At 62.6% G+C, this 13,768-nt stretch carries 20 protein-coding genes and 1 pseudogene; all 21 read left to right on the forward strand.

What is annotated here, in order from left to right:
• Positions 1 to 103 precede the first annotated feature (103 nt).
• Positions 104 to 958, forward strand: coding sequence for a GPO family capsid scaffolding protein (locus ACK56M_RS18600; RefSeq protein ID WP_411958894.1), 855 nt, complete (start codon positions 104 to 106; stop codon positions 956 to 958).
• Positions 959 to 997: 39 nt separating this feature from the next.
• The gene (locus ACK56M_RS18605) at positions 998 to 2,011 is read left to right on the forward strand and encodes a phage major capsid protein, P2 family (RefSeq protein ID WP_411958895.1); all 1,014 of its coding nucleotides are present in this window, start codon (positions 998 to 1,000) and stop codon (positions 2,009 to 2,011) included.
• A 2-nt stretch (positions 2,012 to 2,013) separates the two neighbouring features.
• Complete coding sequence (gene gpM, locus ACK56M_RS18610; RefSeq protein WP_411958896.1) at positions 2,014 to 2,715, forward strand: phage terminase small subunit; 702 nt, start codon at positions 2,014 to 2,016, stop codon at positions 2,713 to 2,715.
• A 105-nt stretch (positions 2,716 to 2,820) separates the two neighbouring features.
• A complete protein-coding gene (locus ACK56M_RS18615; protein ID WP_411958897.1) occupies positions 2,821 to 3,297 on the forward strand; it encodes a head completion/stabilization protein in 477 nt (158 codons plus the stop codon).
• 217 nt (positions 3,298 to 3,514) lie between these two features.
• Entirely contained in the window at positions 3,515 to 3,727 is a 213-nt protein-coding gene (locus tag ACK56M_RS18620) for a tail protein X (protein WP_411958898.1), read from the forward strand.
• 42 nt (positions 3,728 to 3,769) lie between these two features.
• Entirely contained in the window at positions 3,770 to 4,084 is a 315-nt protein-coding gene (locus ACK56M_RS18625; RefSeq protein ID WP_411958899.1) for a phage holin, lambda family, read from the forward strand.
• Positions 4,081 to 4,938: an N-acetylmuramidase domain-containing protein gene (locus tag ACK56M_RS18630; RefSeq protein WP_411958900.1), complete on the forward strand. Its 858-nt coding sequence runs from the start codon at positions 4,081 to 4,083 to the stop codon at positions 4,936 to 4,938. Before ACK56M_RS18625 ends, ACK56M_RS18630 begins: the two co-directional genes overlap by 4 nt.
• The gene (locus ACK56M_RS18635; RefSeq protein ID WP_411958901.1) at positions 4,935 to 5,213 is read left to right on the forward strand and encodes a hypothetical protein; all 279 of its coding nucleotides are present in this window, start codon (positions 4,935 to 4,937) and stop codon (positions 5,211 to 5,213) included. Before ACK56M_RS18630 ends, ACK56M_RS18635 begins: the two co-directional genes overlap by 4 nt.
• Positions 5,210 to 5,581: pseudogene (locus ACK56M_RS18640) on the forward strand (LysB family phage lysis regulatory protein); the annotation flags it as partial. The gene ACK56M_RS18635 and the pseudogene ACK56M_RS18640, both read left to right, overlap by 4 nt.
• Positions 5,547 to 5,768 carry an Rz1-like lysis system protein LysC gene (gene lysC / locus ACK56M_RS18645; RefSeq protein WP_411958902.1) on the forward strand — a complete coding sequence of 74 codons (222 nt, stop codon included), beginning with the start codon at positions 5,547 to 5,549 and terminating at the stop codon, positions 5,766 to 5,768. The pseudogene ACK56M_RS18640 and the gene lysC, both read left to right, overlap by 35 nt.
• Positions 5,752 to 6,285 (forward strand): phage tail protein, encoded by a 534-nt coding sequence (locus ACK56M_RS18650; RefSeq protein WP_411958903.1) that lies wholly within the window; start codon positions 5,752 to 5,754, stop codon positions 6,283 to 6,285. The genes lysC and ACK56M_RS18650 overlap by 17 nt, the downstream gene beginning before the upstream one ends.
• Positions 6,278 to 6,733 carry a phage virion morphogenesis protein gene (locus ACK56M_RS18655; RefSeq protein ID WP_411958904.1) on the forward strand — a complete coding sequence of 152 codons (456 nt, stop codon included), beginning with the start codon at positions 6,278 to 6,280 and terminating at the stop codon, positions 6,731 to 6,733. Before ACK56M_RS18650 ends, ACK56M_RS18655 begins: the two co-directional genes overlap by 8 nt.
• 61 nt (positions 6,734 to 6,794) lie before the next feature.
• Positions 6,795 to 7,352 carry a phage baseplate assembly protein V gene (locus tag ACK56M_RS18660; RefSeq protein WP_411959629.1) on the forward strand — a complete coding sequence of 186 codons (558 nt, stop codon included), beginning with the start codon at positions 6,795 to 6,797 and terminating at the stop codon, positions 7,350 to 7,352.
• On the forward strand, positions 7,349 to 7,693 hold the full coding sequence (locus tag ACK56M_RS18665; RefSeq protein WP_411958905.1) for a GPW/gp25 family protein: 345 nt from the start codon (positions 7,349 to 7,351) through the stop codon (positions 7,691 to 7,693). Before ACK56M_RS18660 ends, ACK56M_RS18665 begins: the two co-directional genes overlap by 4 nt.
• Positions 7,690 to 8,604, forward strand: a complete 915-nt coding sequence (locus tag ACK56M_RS18670) for a baseplate assembly protein (RefSeq protein WP_411958906.1) — start codon at positions 7,690 to 7,692, stop codon at positions 8,602 to 8,604. Before ACK56M_RS18665 ends, ACK56M_RS18670 begins: the two co-directional genes overlap by 4 nt.
• Positions 8,601 to 9,212: a phage tail protein I gene (locus ACK56M_RS18675; protein WP_411958907.1), complete on the forward strand. Its 612-nt coding sequence runs from the start codon at positions 8,601 to 8,603 to the stop codon at positions 9,210 to 9,212. Before ACK56M_RS18670 ends, ACK56M_RS18675 begins: the two co-directional genes overlap by 4 nt.
• The gene (locus ACK56M_RS18680) at positions 9,205 to 11,175 is read left to right on the forward strand and encodes a phage tail protein (RefSeq protein WP_411958908.1); all 1,971 of its coding nucleotides are present in this window, start codon (positions 9,205 to 9,207) and stop codon (positions 11,173 to 11,175) included. Before ACK56M_RS18675 ends, ACK56M_RS18680 begins: the two co-directional genes overlap by 8 nt.
• Positions 11,172 to 11,603 carry a phage tail assembly chaperone gene (locus ACK56M_RS18685; protein WP_411958909.1) on the forward strand — a complete coding sequence of 144 codons (432 nt, stop codon included), beginning with the start codon at positions 11,172 to 11,174 and terminating at the stop codon, positions 11,601 to 11,603. Before ACK56M_RS18680 ends, ACK56M_RS18685 begins: the two co-directional genes overlap by 4 nt.
• A gap of 87 nt (positions 11,604 to 11,690) precedes the next feature.
• The gene (locus ACK56M_RS18690) at positions 11,691 to 12,863 is read left to right on the forward strand and encodes a phage tail sheath protein (protein WP_151883751.1); all 1,173 of its coding nucleotides are present in this window, start codon (positions 11,691 to 11,693) and stop codon (positions 12,861 to 12,863) included.
• Between the two features lie 14 nt (positions 12,864 to 12,877).
• Entirely contained in the window at positions 12,878 to 13,393 is a 516-nt protein-coding gene (locus ACK56M_RS18695; RefSeq protein ID WP_137109045.1) for a phage major tail tube protein, read from the forward strand.
• Positions 13,394 to 13,424: 31 nt separating this feature from the next.
• Positions 13,425 to 13,763, forward strand: coding sequence for a phage tail assembly protein (locus ACK56M_RS18700; protein WP_411958910.1), 339 nt, complete (start codon positions 13,425 to 13,427; stop codon positions 13,761 to 13,763).
• Positions 13,764 to 13,768 lie beyond the last annotated feature (5 nt).

Here is a 13,768-nt window from a genome sequence, read left to right on the forward strand (position 1 = left end):
TAGCCTCCAGGCCTACAAGTCCAGCGCGTTGCCGTGACTCCGCCGGCTGCGGACCATGCCCCTCATCGCAAGGCACAACGCCACCGCCATGAGGATTCCCTGCATGTCCGACAGCACCAAAGCCCCAGCCAAGAAGTTCCGCTCCAAATGGACCCGCATCGCCGTCGAAGGCGCGACCACCGATGGCCGCAACATCGAGCGCAGCTGGATCGAGGACATGGCCAGCACCTACAGCCCCAACACCTACGGTGCCCGCATCAACTGCGAGCACATCAAGTGGGCCTGGCCTGGTGGTGAGTTCGGCGCGTATGGCGACGTCGTAGCGCTGAAAGCCGAAGAAGTCGAAGTCGCTGGTGTGAAGAAGCTGGGCCTCTTTGCCCAGTTGGAACCGAACGAAGCGCTGCTGGCCCTCAACAAGGCGGGCCAGAAGGTTTACACCTCGATCGAGGTACAGCCGAAGTTTGCCGACAGTGGAAAAGCCTACCTGGTTGGCCTCGCTGTAACCGACACCCCAGCCAGCCTGGGCACCGAGGCGCTGTCGTTCAGTGCCCAGCACGGTTCGCTGACCAGCCGCAAAAAGGACAAGGACAACCTGTTCTCCGCGGCGGAAGAGACCTCCCTCGAATTCGAAGAGATCACCGACACCCCTAGCGTGTTTGCCTCGCTGGGCAAGAAGGTCAGTGATCTCCTCGGCAAGAGCAAGGATAAGGAAGGCAAGGACGCCGCCAGCTTTGCCGCCCTGGGCGAGATGATCGAACAGATCGCCACCCATGGCGCCGAGCAGGCCGAAGCCTTCAGCGCGGAAAAAGCCGCGCGCGAAAAGCTCCAGGCCGATCACGACAAGCTTTCCAAGGACTTCAACGAGCTGGTCAAGCGCCTGGGCGAAACCGAAGACCACTCCCAGACGCAACGCCCACCAGTGACCGGTGGCGACGGGCAGATCTTGGCCGAGTACTGATCCCCGCAGCCCCACAGACCACCAGTTCGGAGAATCACCATGCAGAAAGCAACCCGGATCGCCTTCAACGGCTACCTGGCCAACCAGGCCAAAATCAACGATGTCGACTCGGTTACCGAGACCTACACCGTGGCGCCCAAACCAGCACAGAAGCTGGAAACCGCCATCCAGGAATCCAGCGCGTTCCTGAAAAAGATCAACATCATCGGCGTTGACGAAGCGGAAGGCGAAGCCATCCTGCTGGGCGTCAATGGCCCAACTGCCAGCCGCACCGCCACTGGCCCGGGCAAACGTCGTGAGCCTCGTGACGTTGCCTCGCTGACGGCTGACAGCTACGCCTGCAAGAAGACCAACTTCGACACCGCCACCCCTTACGCACGGCTTGACGCCTGGGCAAAGTTCCCGGACTTCCAGACCCGCTTGTCTGGCTCGATTGCTGAGCGACAAGGCCTGGACCGCATCATGATCGGTTTCAACGGTACCAGCGCTGCCGCTGACACCGATCTGACCGCCAACCCGATGCTGCAGGACGTCAACGTCGGTTGGTTGCAGAAGATGCGCGAGCGTGCTCCAGAGCGCGTTATCGATGAAGGCACCAAAGTTGCCGGAAAGGTGACCGTGGGCGCCACCGGTGACTACAAGACTCTCGATTCCCTGGTGTTCGACGCCATCCAGCTGCTCGACCCATGGCACCGCAAACGCTCCGACCTGGTCGTGATCGTTGACCCAGCTCTGCTGCACGAGAAGCAGCTCAAGGCGCTGGAAAATGGTGCTAGCTCCAACCAGGAAGCCAACGCGGCGGACGAGATCCTCACCAAGACCCGCCTCGGTGGTTTGCCGATCGAGTACGACGCGCCGTACTTCATCGAAGGCGGTGTATGGGTCGGTCCACTTTCCAACCTGTCGATCTACTACCAGAACGAAAAGCGCCGTCGCCATGTGCGTGACGAGCCGGAAGCCGACCGGGTCGCCGACTACCAGTCGTCGAACGAGGCCTATGTCGTGGAAGACTTCGGCGCCTGCGCCATGGTCGAGAACATCGAGAAGGTCTAACCATGACTCTGACCCTCGCCCAACGTACCCGGCTGCGCAAGCTGGCGGCCAAGGACGCAGCCGCCACTGCCCCGGCAGCCATGATGGAAGGCCTGACCAGCTATGAGCTGATGCTCGCCAAGCTGCAGCAGGACCAGCTGCGCCTCAAGCAGGTGCAGTCGAAGCAGGCCAAGGCCAGGCTGAAAAGCATTCTGTTGCCAGAGTACGTCCCGTATGTCGACGGCATTCTTGAAGCTGGCAATGGCGCATATGACGACGTGCTGACCACCGTGATGATCTGGCGCTTCGATGCCGGTGATTTTGCCGGCGGCCTGGACATTGCCGAGTATGCCCTGAAGCACAATCTGCCAACCCCGAACCGATTCTCTCGTACCACTGGCTGCCTGATCGCCGAAGAAATTGCTACTGCGGCGCTCAACGCTCAGAAGGCCGGCGGCACTTTCCCGGTAGACGATCTGCTCCGCACGGCGTTGCTCACTGAAGAGCAGGACATGCCTGACGAAGCCCGAGCCAAGCTCAAACTTGCTCTGGCACGCGCAACGCTGCAAGGCCTCGACGAGACCAATCCGGGCTCGCCTGGCCAAGTGGAAGCGGGCGTCGAGCTCCTGCAACACGCCATCAAGCTCGACAACAACTGCGGCGGAAAGAAAGACCTGGAGCGCGCCGAGCGCCTCCTCAAGAAACTCGCTGGCCCTGCCAGCTAACCGAGCGTCCCACGCAACCCGGCGGCTCGGGGCGGATCAGCGGCTTTCTCCTTGGCCCAGCTGTGAAGCCCCGACCACCGCCGACCTATTCAGAGCACCGCGATCATGAGTGGATTCATTCCTGGCGGCCTACCGCCCAGTCCTCCCGTACCCGGCGTGCACATCAATAGCGAGGCCTTCTGGCCGTCGATCGACCTGGACAAGTTGCGCGAGACCCTGCGCATCGACTCCAGCGTCACTACCGCCCGGCTCGAAACCGCCATCATCGCGGCTGTCATTAGCGTCAACCGAGACCTGGCTGCATGGCGTGAGGCCCAGCAGGTTGCGGGCCACACCTCGCTTGAGGCAGTTCCAAGCGAAAAGATCCAGGACCAGTCCCAGCTGGTTTACCTCTACAAGCGCGCCGTCGAGTGCGCGGCCGGCGCCGAGGTCAGTGAGCGGTACCGAGGCTATGACACCACCGCCAGCGGCAATAAAAAGGCCGACGAGACTGAACCCACGATCGATGACTACCGCCGCGACCAGCGCTGGGCCGTCCGGGACATCCTGGGTACCTCTCGCACCACCGTGGAGCTGTTGTGATGGCCAGCATGATTATCGACTGGAACGAGCTGTCCCGCCGTGGGCTCCTGGTTCGAATCAATCGCGAGATCCTGCATCCGATGGGCCTAGCGGTATGCCGCGATCCAGAAACAGGCCTGTCGCCTGGTGCAGTCGTGAGCGATGACGGGCCCTTCGCGTACGCCGAAGACGCAGGCCAAGCGCCACACGGAAACGACTTATCGAAGGGCGAAAAGCGATGACCGCCCAGCTCCGTACCCTGCAAAACGACACCGTCGACGCCCTGTGCTGGCGGCACTATGGCCGCACTGCGGGGGTCGTCGAGGCCGTCCTCGATGCCAACCCCGGCCTGGCCGACCGTGGCGCCGTGCTGCAGGCCGGCGTGCTGGTCAACCTGCCCGAAATCCAAACCTCTGCGCCTGAGCGCCAGATGGTGAACCTGTGGGAGTGATTGCCCATGACCAAAACCACCCGAAACCATGGAAGGACTCCCATGCCTGACCGTCCTGAAACCTGGGCCTTCCTGGCCACCTGGCTCGAAAACAACTGGCCCGGGCTGTACGCCGGCCTACTGGCGGCCCTCATTGCCGCGCTGCGGGTTGTCTACGGCGGCGGGAAGCTCCGTCAACTGGTCATCGAAGCACCGCTGTGCGGGTTCGTTGCCCTCTCGGCCAGCCACGGCCTGTCGCTGATCGGCATCCCACTGACAGCCGCGCCCTTCTTCGGCGGCCTGATCGGCCTGCTGGGCATTGAATTTGTCCGGGCGGCCGCGAAGAAAACCTTCACTCGTAAGGAGAGGACCCTATGACCCTTCGCCACGGCGACCGCTCCCAAGCGGTGCGCGACCTGCAGCGCAAACTCATTGACCGCGGCGCCAAGATCGGCGCCGACGGCGTGTACGGTGACGCCACCGAGGCCGCTGTCCGCACCTACCAGCATCGGGCAGGCCTGGTCGCGGACGGCATCGCCGGCCCGAAAACCTTGGCCAGCCTGCAGGGCGCTGATTGCGCCCATCTGCTGAAAAATTCCGACATGGTCCGGGCTGCCGACCGCCTCGGCGTACCCCTGGCCGCCGTGTATGCGCTCAATGAGGTCGAATCCAAAGGCCGTGGCTTCTTGGACAACGGCAAGCCGGTGATCCTGTACGAGCGTCACATCATGTACGTCCGCCTGCAGAAGATCCGCCGGCACTGCGATGACCAGGACGAGCTGGAGCGGCTTACCGATCAACTTCAGCAGCGTGCCGACGAGCTGGCCAAGCAGTTCCCGGCCCTGGTCAATCCGAAGTTCGGCGGCTATGTCGGTGGTACCGCAGAGCACCAGCGTCTGGCGCAGGCCCGTTTGATCGATGATCAGGCCGCCCTGGAGTCGTGCAGCTGGGGCGCTTTCCAGGTGATGGGCTTCCACTGGGAGCTCCTGGGCTACGCCAGCGTCCAGGCCTTCGTCGAGGCCATGAGCCGCAGCGAATCGGACCAACTGGAGGCCTTCGTCCGCTACATCGAGGCCGACCCTACCCTACTCAAGGCCATCAAGTCGCTCAAGTGGGCCAAGGTGGCCGAGCTGTACAACGGCCCGGACTACAAGCGGAACCTATACGACGTGAAGCTGCAACGCGCCTTTGAGCGGCACCAGGACTGCGGCTGCGGACAGGAGGCAGCATGAGCTCGGGCTATCAACCACTTAACAAGAACGCCCTCCTACCCCCACAACCGCCAACCAACTCTGGGAGCGTGAGCCTCGTCGAGCAAGTTCGCCGTCTGGGGCTGCGCGACCGTGAAGTCATTTGCTTACCCGCCGACACCCCTCACGAGGTGGTCATCGAATTTGCAGCGAACCTTCGCAAAGCCAAACTTGGCTACGGTTGCTTGATCGTGCTTGGTGACGTCCATGCCCTAGATGAAGCCGAAATGAACGCCGCCGGCTGGTACCGAAAATGATCGGACTGCGAAACGGGTTGCTGGCCGGAGCGCTGCTGATCGCTCTGGCCACCGGTCTGTGGGGCTGGGACCAACAGAGGCTGCTCGGGACGGAGAAGACCAAGACCAAGGGACTGGAAGAGCAGGTCGAAACGGTCAAGGCCGATGCCCGGCGCAACCTGGACACGGCCACCGCACTGAAATCCACCCTGGAGCGCGAGCGCGACGGCCAAGCCCAACTCCTGAAGATCCAGGGCGAGCTGCGCCAGGGCTTGGCCACCCGTCAACGCACAATCGAGGCACTCAAGCATGAAAATGACCAACTTCAGGACTGGGCTCGCCAGCTTCTGCCTGATGCTGCTCGCCGGCTGCGGGAGCGTCCCGCCCTCACCGGCGCCGACGCTTACCGTCAATGGCTGTCCGGTGGTGGTCCCGTGCGTCCTGCCGGCGACAGCGCCGAAGGCCAACGGGGACCTTCTCAGTGACCAGGACGTTGTTGAACAGGCCTGGGCCGAGTGTGCCGCCCAAGTCGACCGTGTTTATCAGCACCAGGTGAACCATGAACAAGCCCAATAGCCTCCGCGACCACCTGCTCGCGGCCGTCCCAGGTCTCAAGCCGAACCCCGACGCGCTGCTGATGTTTATCGACGCCGGCAAGGTGCGCTGCACTGCGGCTCCCACCCTGTCGTTCGAATACAGCTACACGCTGCAAATCATCCTGACCGACTTCGCGGGCCACCCTGACAGCGTGATGCTGCCGATACTGGGCTGGCTCAGAGTCAACCAATCGGAGCTGCTGGTGAACCTGGAAAAGGCCGCCAACAGCATCAACTTCGAGGTCGATATCATCGACCGGAGCAAGGTCGACATGAGCATTACCCTGCCGCTGACCGAACGTGTCGTGGTGAAGCGCCAGGCTGACGGGACCTATGACGTCACCCACCCCGGCGAACCGCAGTACGAGCCGTACCAGGACTACGGCGAAGTGACTATCTACGCGGATGGCGAGCCGCTTGCGTCCTGGCAGCCACCGCCGGCGCCGGAAGGTATGGCACTGTCGGTACCGCACCCAAGGCGGCCAGACCATGGCTGATCTCGAAGCCCTGGAGGACTGGGTAAGTCCGCTCCTACAGCGCATCGAGCCGGCTGAGCGCTCCAAGCTGGCACGCTCGATCGCCCACCAACTCAGGCGCAGCCAGCAGCAGCGCATCACAGCGCAACAGAACCCGGACGGTTCGGCATATGCGCCTCGCAAGCCGCGACAGCTACGCGGGAAGCAAGGGCGGATTCGGGCCAAGGTCAAGATGTTCCAGAAGCTGCGCACCGCGACCTTCATGAAGGCCCGTGGTGATGCGTCTGCTGCCACCGTTGGTTTCACCGGCCGGATCGCCAGGATTGCGCGGGTGCACCAGGAAGGGCTGCGCGACCGTGCAGCCCGCAACGCGCCTGCTGTCCAATACGACCAGCGGGAGCTTCTCGGTCTCACGGATACCGAACTCGACCAGGTTCGAGACACCTTGCTCGCCCATCTGACCCTGTAACAACCCGCCCTACAAGGCCCCGGTGATGCGCGCACGCGTAGGCGGCGCGACCATCGCCGGCATGAACAGCCTCGCCGAACTTGCCCGCCTCATCGAAAACCTCGTCCGCTTTGGCACCATTGCCGAGGTGCAGCACAAGCCGCCTCGCGTGCGGGTGCGCACTGGCGAGTTGCTGACCACCTGGTTGCCGTGGCTCGCCATCCGCGCCGGCGCCGATCGAGAGTGGGACCCACCCACCGTCGACGAACAGGTCATTCTCCTTTCGCCGAGTGGCCAGCTTGCCAATGGCGTGGCCATCACCGGACTTTTCAGCGACCTCATTCCGGCCAATGGCGAACGCCCGGGCCTGCACCGTCGCACCTACGCCGACGGCGCCGTCATCGAGTACGACAGCGAGGCTCACCACCTGAACGCCACGCTTCCGGCCGGGGGCACCACCAACCTGATCAGCAAGGGCGGGATCCACATCGAGGGCCCCATCACCCACATCGGTGACTACAACCAGACCGGCACGATGACCGTCTCTATCGACGTTGTCGCGGCCGGCATCAGCCTGGTGACCCACAAGCACGGCGGCGTAATGTCGGGGCCGGGCACTACCGGAGTACCCGTGAAATGAACCGCTTGAACGGGTCAACCATCACTACGATGGAGCACATCAAGCAGTCGATCGAAGACATCCTCACTACTCGCCTGGGCACGCGGATTGCGCGTCGCGAGTACGGCAGTCTACTGCCTGAGCTGATCGACCATCCCCAGAATGACGCCACGCGCCTGCGCCTTTACGCAGCCACCGCCATGGCCCTGATGCGCTGGGAGCCGCGCATCCGGCTGTCCCAAGTGCAAATGGACACCGTCGGTCTGAGTGGTAGAGCTGAGCTGGAACTCACCGGGGCCCTGGTCGACAACAACGAGCCGTTCAGCATGCGCATGCCGCTGCAATTCGGGGGTGCCGCATGAATACGTTCCTGCCGATCGACCTCAGTCAGCTTCCAGCACCGCAAGTGGTTGAACAGATCGACTACGAGCGGATCCTCGCCGAACGCAAGGCCTATGCCGTTTCCCTGTGGCCAGCAGACCAGCAGGCTGAAATTGCTGGCCGGCTTGAGCTTGAGTCCGAGCCCATCACCAAACTGCTGCAGGAGAATGCCTATCGCGAAATGATCTGGCGGCAGCGGGTGAACGAGGCCTCTCTCGCCGTGATGCTCAGCTCCGCCGGCGGCAACGACCTGGATCAGCTCGCGGCCAACTTCAACGTCAAGCGCCTGGTTATCCAGGTGGCACAGCCACAGGCTATTCCACCGGTGCCGGAAGTCCTGGAGGGGGACGATGCCCTGCGCGAGCGTGCTCAGATGGCGTTTGAGGGACTAAGCACTGCTGGGCCACGCAACTCGTACGTGTTCCATGCTCGAGCAGCCAACGGCCAGGTAGCCGACGCTACTGTCGAGAGTCCCTACCCCGCTGAAGTGGTGGTCACGATCCAGTCAGTCCTGGACAACGGCGCAGCCAGCGAGGAGCTGCTCGCGATCGTCCGTACCTACCTCAATGACGAGGATCGCCGGCCGGTGGCCGATCGCCTGACGGTCCAAGGCGCCCAGATCTTGCCGTACCAGGTCAACGCCAGCCTGTATCTCAAGACGTTGGGACCAGAGGCTGAGCCCATCCTTGCGGCCGCAGAGCAGAAGTTGCAGGCCTTCGTGGCTCAGCGCCGCCGACTGGGGATGCAGGTATCGGAGTCCGCTATCCACGCCGCGATTCACGTTGAGGGAGTGCGCAAGGTTGAGCTGCAGGGCTGGGCCGATATCAACGCCACGCTCAGCCAGGCTCCCTACTGCACCAGCATCACCCTGACCCAGGGCATTGACCCATGAGCCTCCTGCCTGGCAATGCTACCGACCTGGAGCGACAGGCCGCCGAGGCGCTCACCCAGATCGGGCGGGTACCCGTGCCGATCCGTGACCTCATTAACCCGGACCGTTGCCCGGTGGCCCTGCTCCCGTTCCTTGCCTGGGCTTTCTCGGTGGACCGCTGGGACAGTCGCTGGCCCGAAGCGGCCAAGCGCGCCTCTATCCGGTCGTCGTTCTTCATCCACTCGCGAAAAGGAACTATTGGCGCGCTCAGGCGTGTGGTCGAGCCTCTGGGATACCTCATTGAGGTAGTCGAATGGTTTCAGACCGAACCCAACGGCGTGCGCGGTACGTTCGCGCTCAAGGTGGGTGTTTCCGATGCAGGGATCAGCGAGGAGACCTATCAGGAACTGACATGGCTCATTGATGATGCCCGCCCGGTGAGCCGCCACCTGACTGGCCTGGCCATCAGCCTCGAAACCAGCGGATCGATGGCCTTCGCCGCTCGCCTGCACGAAGGCGACGAATTAGACGTTTACCCACCTGCCCCACGCGACATCGATGTGACCGGATCGATCGGCCGTGGCGGTCGCGATCACACGATAGACACAATGGAAATTGCACATGGCTGATCAGAACACACAGTTCTACGCCATCCTCACAAACGTGGGAGCGGCGAAACAAGCTAACGCGGATGCCTTGGGCATCGCATGGAAGATCACCCAGATGGGCGTGGGCGACGGCAACGGTACTGAGCCTACGCCGAACGCCACGCAGACCCGCCTGATCAACGAATGGCGCCGAGCACCACTGAATCAGCTCAGGGTCGACGAGAAGAACAGTGCCGTTATCGTGGCCGAGCAGATCATCCCAGCCGAGGTTGGTGGAAAGTGGATTCGCGAAATCGCGCTGTACGACGCCGATGGCGATATGGTCGCGGTCGCAAACTGCCCGCCCACGTTCAAGCCGCTGCTTAACCAGGGGTCAGGGCGCACCCAAGTTGTACGCATGAACCTGTTGGTAACCAGCGCCTCAAACGTTGAACTGAAGATTGACCCTGCCGTGGTGCTGGCGACTCGCGAGTACGTCGACAGTCGAATCACAGAGGAAATCAACAAGCTCGACAACAAGCAGTCGGTGCGGGTGGCGACAACGGCGAATATCGCGTTGTCAGGCCTGCAGGTGGTGGACGGAGTGCAGCTGGCGGCAGGCGACCGAGTTCTGGTCAAGAACCAGGCAGCTGCCAAGGAAAACGGCTTGTATTTAGCGGCCGTCGGTACTTGGCCTCGTACAGCAGATGCAGATTCCAGCACCGAAGTGACGCCGGCACTGGTTGTGGCGGTCGAGCAGGGAGCTACCCAGGCCGACACCATCTGGCAGTTGATCACAGATGGCGCGATCGTGCTGGGTGTCACCGCACTGACCTTCCGCGACGTTACCGATGGATTCGCCCGCCTGTTGTCGCCGACTCTTGCTGGCACGCCGACGACTCCAACACCGGCGCAGTTCGATGCTTCGCAGCTGATCATCAACGCGGCGTTTGTGAAGCGCATGGGGGTGGAGTATGGCGGGTACACGAACTTCGTGGCGTCTGCGAACCTGGCCCAGACCGATTGCGGCAAGCTGTTAGCCTTCGGACATGCGACAAACCCGCTGGTTGCCCAGCTACCTACTGGGGCACAGATTCCGGCAGGTGCGTCCGTGACGCTACTGTGCACCCTGGGCACATTGACGGTAACGGCCGCCGCTGGTGACACGATTGATGCGGTCAATGTGCCAGGGAACATCGCGATGGCCCAGGGCGACACTGCCGAATTCATCCGCAACGGCACCTTATGGCGTCTAATTGGCGGCTCGGTATTGCTCAAGTACGCAGCGGTCATGCAGGGTGCGTTCTGGACTACCCCGCCGCAATTCGATAGTACCCGTAAGCTGGCCACCACCGAGTTCTTGAAGCAGTCCGGCCTGACGCTGTCCAGGTTCAACGCTTACACGGCCAGCACATCGCTGCTCAAGGGCGTCGCGGGCTCGGCGGTTGAGTTTTATGGTAATGCCTCGGGGCAGACGCTGACGCTACCGTTGTCGTCTGATGTGCGGAATGCTGATGCCATTTTGCTGTTCAACTTCGCGACGGTACCGGTCAGCATCGCCAGGCAGGGCGGGGACGCGATAGGGTCGGGCGGTGGTGGCGGGGTTACGTCGCTGGTGATGCAGCCAGGTGACTCTCTCATGCTTATCGCTGGCTCCAATCTGTGGTTTGTCGTCGGCGGTACCGCCGCCAACCAGTTCTCCGGTGGCTTTGGGTCTTTGCTCAATGGCCCCACTTGCTACCAGAAGCTTCCGAGCGGCGATATCGAGCAGTGGGGGTTGTATGTCGCCGCCCCCTCGGGGTCTGACACGGTAATCACCTTGCCGGTGGCGATGCTTGCAGCCCCGACACTCGTAGACCTTACCTTTGCCAACTATACGAATGGCGAAAACGTCGGTGCGGCACCAGTTCTACAAGCCAGGAACGCTACACCAGGAAACATTACGGTGCGCAACCTGCACTCAGGGCCAGCATCGTTCTTTTGGGTGGTAAGGGGGCGGGTATGACAGTGTTTTTCAGCCCAAGCACGGGCTTCTTTTACGATGATCAGATCAATAGCGTGATTCCGGATGATGTTCGTGAAATCACTGCCGACCTGCGTGATTCTTTGCTGGCTCAAGAGACTGAGGGTCGCCGGGTGGTGGCTGATACCTATGGCGATCCGGTACTGACACCTCCGCCTCCGGCTGACCCCGAGGTGTTGGCCACCATCGAGCGGCAATGGCGGGATGCGCAACTGCTGGCAACTGACGGCATCGTTTCCCGGCACCGCGACGAGCTGGAGGCAGGCGTGACCACCACGCTGACCGATGAGCAATACGCGGAGCTGCAGGCCTATCGTCGGGCGCTGCGTGATTGGCCGTCAGTTGGTGCCTTCCCGTCGATCGACGAACGCCCGTCAGCACCAATTTGGCTGACAGGGCAGGCCCTGTAAAGGCGAGTTCTACAACCCCAGCAGCTCGCCCCAAGCCCGCGCGCGCGGCAGCCTGTGCAGTGTCATCCACCTGCACAGGCACACACCATGGCCGACGAATACCATCACGGCGTCCGGGTCCTCGAAATCAGCGAGGGCACCCGCCCAATCCGAACCGTTTCTACTGCCGTCGTCGGCATGGTCTGCACTGCAGACGACGCAGACGCCACGGTTTTCCCGCTCGATACCCCTGTCCTGCTGACCAACGTACAGGCTGCCATCGGCAAAGCCGGTACCACCGGCACCCTGGCCGCCAGCCTGCAGGCGATCGCCGACCAGACCAAGCCCGTGACTGTCGTGGTGCGGGTGGCAACCGGTGCGACCCCCGAGGAAACCACCAGCAACCTGATCGGCACCACTACCGAAACCGGCAAATACACCGGCATGAAGGCGCTGCTGGCGGCCAAGACCCGGCTCAAGGTCACCCCACGCATTCTGGGCGTGCCAGGCCTCGACTCCCTGCCGGTGGCCACCGCCCTGGTCTCGATCGCCCAGCAGCTGCGCGCTTTTGCCTACGTCGCCGCCTCGGGCTGCAAGACCAAGGAAGAAGCTGTGGCCTACCGCGAGAACTTCGGCGCCCGTGAAGTCATGGTCATCTGGCCGGACTTCGAACAGTGGAGCACCGTCACCAATGGCACCGTCCCAGCGCCGGCAGTGGCCCGTGCCCTTGGCCTTCGCGCCAAGATCGACCAGGAGGTCGGCTGGCACAAAACTCTGTCCAACGTCCCGGTCAACGGCGTAACCGGCATCACCGCCGATGTGTTCTGGGACCTGCAGAACCCGGCAACCGACGCGAACTACCTCAACAGCAACGAGGTAACCACCCTCATCAATGCCGACGGCTTCCGCTTCTGGGGCTCGCGCACCTGCACCGAAGATCCCCTGTTCGCGTTCGAGAACTACACCCGAACTGCCCAGGTCCTGGCCGACACCATGGCCGAGGCGCACATGTGGGCGATCGACAAGCCGATGCACCCTTCCCTGATCCGGGACATGCTGGAAGGCATCAACGCCAAGTTCCGCGAGCTGATCGCCGGCGGCTACATCATCGGCGGCAGCGCCTGGTACGACGAGCAGGCCAACACCGAGACAACCCTCAAGGCCGGCAAGCTCTTCATCGACTACGACTACACGCCTGTGCCGCCGCTGGAGGACCTCTCGCTGCGCCAGCGCATCACCGACCGCTACCTGGCTGACTTCGCCAGCCGCATCAACAGCTGACGGAGACCATACCCATGGCCATGCCACGCAAGCTCAAGAACCTCAACCTGTTCAACGATGGCGGCAGCTATCTCGGCGTCTGTAAGACCGTCACCCTGCCCCCGCTCAGCCGCAAGATGGAAGGCTATCGCGGCGGCGGCATGAACGGCCCGGTCAAGGCAGACCTGGGCTGGAGCGATGACGGCATCCAGCTGGAATGGAAGCTCGGCGGCTTTGACGACCAGGTCATTCGCCAGTTCGGCGCCATCAAGGCCGATGGCGTGCTGCTGCGCTACACCGGCACCTACCAGCAGGACGATACCGGCGTGCACACCGCCGTCGAGATCGTTGTCCGCGGCCGTCACGAAACCATCGAGGCAGGCGAAGCCCAGGCCGGTGAAGACACCGAGAAGAGCGTCACCACCACCTGCAGCTACTACAAGCTGACGGTCGACGGCGAAGTCCTGGTGGAGGTCGACCTCCTGAACTTCATCGAGATCATCGACGGCGTCGACATGCTCGCCGAACAACGCAAAAACCTGGGCATTTGATCCCGCCCCCTGACAGAACACTGGAGCCACCATGGAAATTACCGAAGCCACCACCGCCGCAGCCACTGCCGAAGCCAAACAGCTGAACGACAACCAGGTCGAGCTGGACACCCCGATCCAGCGCGGCAAGACCGAAATTGCCGTCATTACGCTGCGCAAGCCCACCGCAGGCGAGCTGCGCGGTATCCATCTGTCCGAGCTGCTGCAGATGGATGTGGCGAGCCTGATCAAGCTGATCCCACGCATCAGCGAGCTCAATGAGTACGAGGCCAGCCGCCTGGACCCAGCCGACCTGGTCGCTGTGGGCGTGAAAGTGTCCGGTTTTTTGCTGCAGAAGCGGATGAAGACGGACGCGTCCCTCGTTGCGTAGAAGAT

The organism is Pseudomonas sp. s4, from assembly GCF_046764235.1.
In the GTDB taxonomy this organism is placed as follows: Bacteria; Pseudomonadota; Gammaproteobacteria; order Pseudomonadales; family Pseudomonadaceae; genus Aquipseudomonas; species Aquipseudomonas asiatica.

What these genes read in the sequence shown, in the direction of transcription:
- ACK56M_RS18635 (WP_411958901.1), top strand. Translation starts at nt 4,935, where the DNA reads ATGAGCTCGGGCTATCAACCACTTAACAAGAACGCCCTCCTACCCCCA.
- ACK56M_RS18680 (WP_411958908.1), top strand. Translation starts at nt 9,205, where the DNA reads ATGGCTGATCAGAACACACAGTTCTACGCCATCCTCACAAACGTGGGA.
- ACK56M_RS18660 (WP_411959629.1), top strand. Translation starts at nt 6,795, where the DNA reads ATGAACAGCCTCGCCGAACTTGCCCGCCTCATCGAAAACCTCGTCCGC.
- ACK56M_RS18670 (WP_411958906.1), top strand. Translation starts at nt 7,690, where the DNA reads ATGAATACGTTCCTGCCGATCGACCTCAGTCAGCTTCCAGCACCGCAA.
- ACK56M_RS18700 (WP_411958910.1), top strand. Translation starts at nt 13,425, where the DNA reads ATGGAAATTACCGAAGCCACCACCGCCGCAGCCACTGCCGAAGCCAAA.
- ACK56M_RS18605 (WP_411958895.1), top strand. Translation starts at nt 998, where the DNA reads ATGCAGAAAGCAACCCGGATCGCCTTCAACGGCTACCTGGCCAACCAG.
- ACK56M_RS18655 (WP_411958904.1), top strand. Translation starts at nt 6,278, where the DNA reads ATGGCTGATCTCGAAGCCCTGGAGGACTGGGTAAGTCCGCTCCTACAG.
- lysC (WP_411958902.1), top strand. Translation starts at nt 5,547, where the DNA reads ATGCTGCTCGCCGGCTGCGGGAGCGTCCCGCCCTCACCGGCGCCGACG.
- ACK56M_RS18615 (WP_411958897.1), top strand. Translation starts at nt 2,821, where the DNA reads ATGAGTGGATTCATTCCTGGCGGCCTACCGCCCAGTCCTCCCGTACCC.
- gpM (WP_411958896.1), top strand. Translation starts at nt 2,014, where the DNA reads ATGACTCTGACCCTCGCCCAACGTACCCGGCTGCGCAAGCTGGCGGCC.
- ACK56M_RS18675 (WP_411958907.1), top strand. Translation starts at nt 8,601, where the DNA reads ATGAGCCTCCTGCCTGGCAATGCTACCGACCTGGAGCGACAGGCCGCC.
- ACK56M_RS18685 (WP_411958909.1), top strand. Translation starts at nt 11,172, where the DNA reads ATGACAGTGTTTTTCAGCCCAAGCACGGGCTTCTTTTACGATGATCAG.
- ACK56M_RS18690 (WP_151883751.1), top strand. Translation starts at nt 11,691, where the DNA reads ATGGCCGACGAATACCATCACGGCGTCCGGGTCCTCGAAATCAGCGAG.
- ACK56M_RS18600 (WP_411958894.1), top strand. Translation starts at nt 104, where the DNA reads ATGTCCGACAGCACCAAAGCCCCAGCCAAGAAGTTCCGCTCCAAATGG.
- ACK56M_RS18625 (WP_411958899.1), top strand. Translation starts at nt 3,770, where the DNA reads ATGCCTGACCGTCCTGAAACCTGGGCCTTCCTGGCCACCTGGCTCGAA.
- ACK56M_RS18665 (WP_411958905.1), top strand. Translation starts at nt 7,349, where the DNA reads ATGAACCGCTTGAACGGGTCAACCATCACTACGATGGAGCACATCAAG.
- ACK56M_RS18650 (WP_411958903.1), top strand. Translation starts at nt 5,752, where the DNA reads ATGAACAAGCCCAATAGCCTCCGCGACCACCTGCTCGCGGCCGTCCCA.
- ACK56M_RS18630 (WP_411958900.1), top strand. Translation starts at nt 4,081, where the DNA reads ATGACCCTTCGCCACGGCGACCGCTCCCAAGCGGTGCGCGACCTGCAG.
- ACK56M_RS18695 (WP_137109045.1), top strand. Translation starts at nt 12,878, where the DNA reads ATGGCCATGCCACGCAAGCTCAAGAACCTCAACCTGTTCAACGATGGC.
- ACK56M_RS18620 (WP_411958898.1), top strand. Translation starts at nt 3,515, where the DNA reads ATGACCGCCCAGCTCCGTACCCTGCAAAACGACACCGTCGACGCCCTG.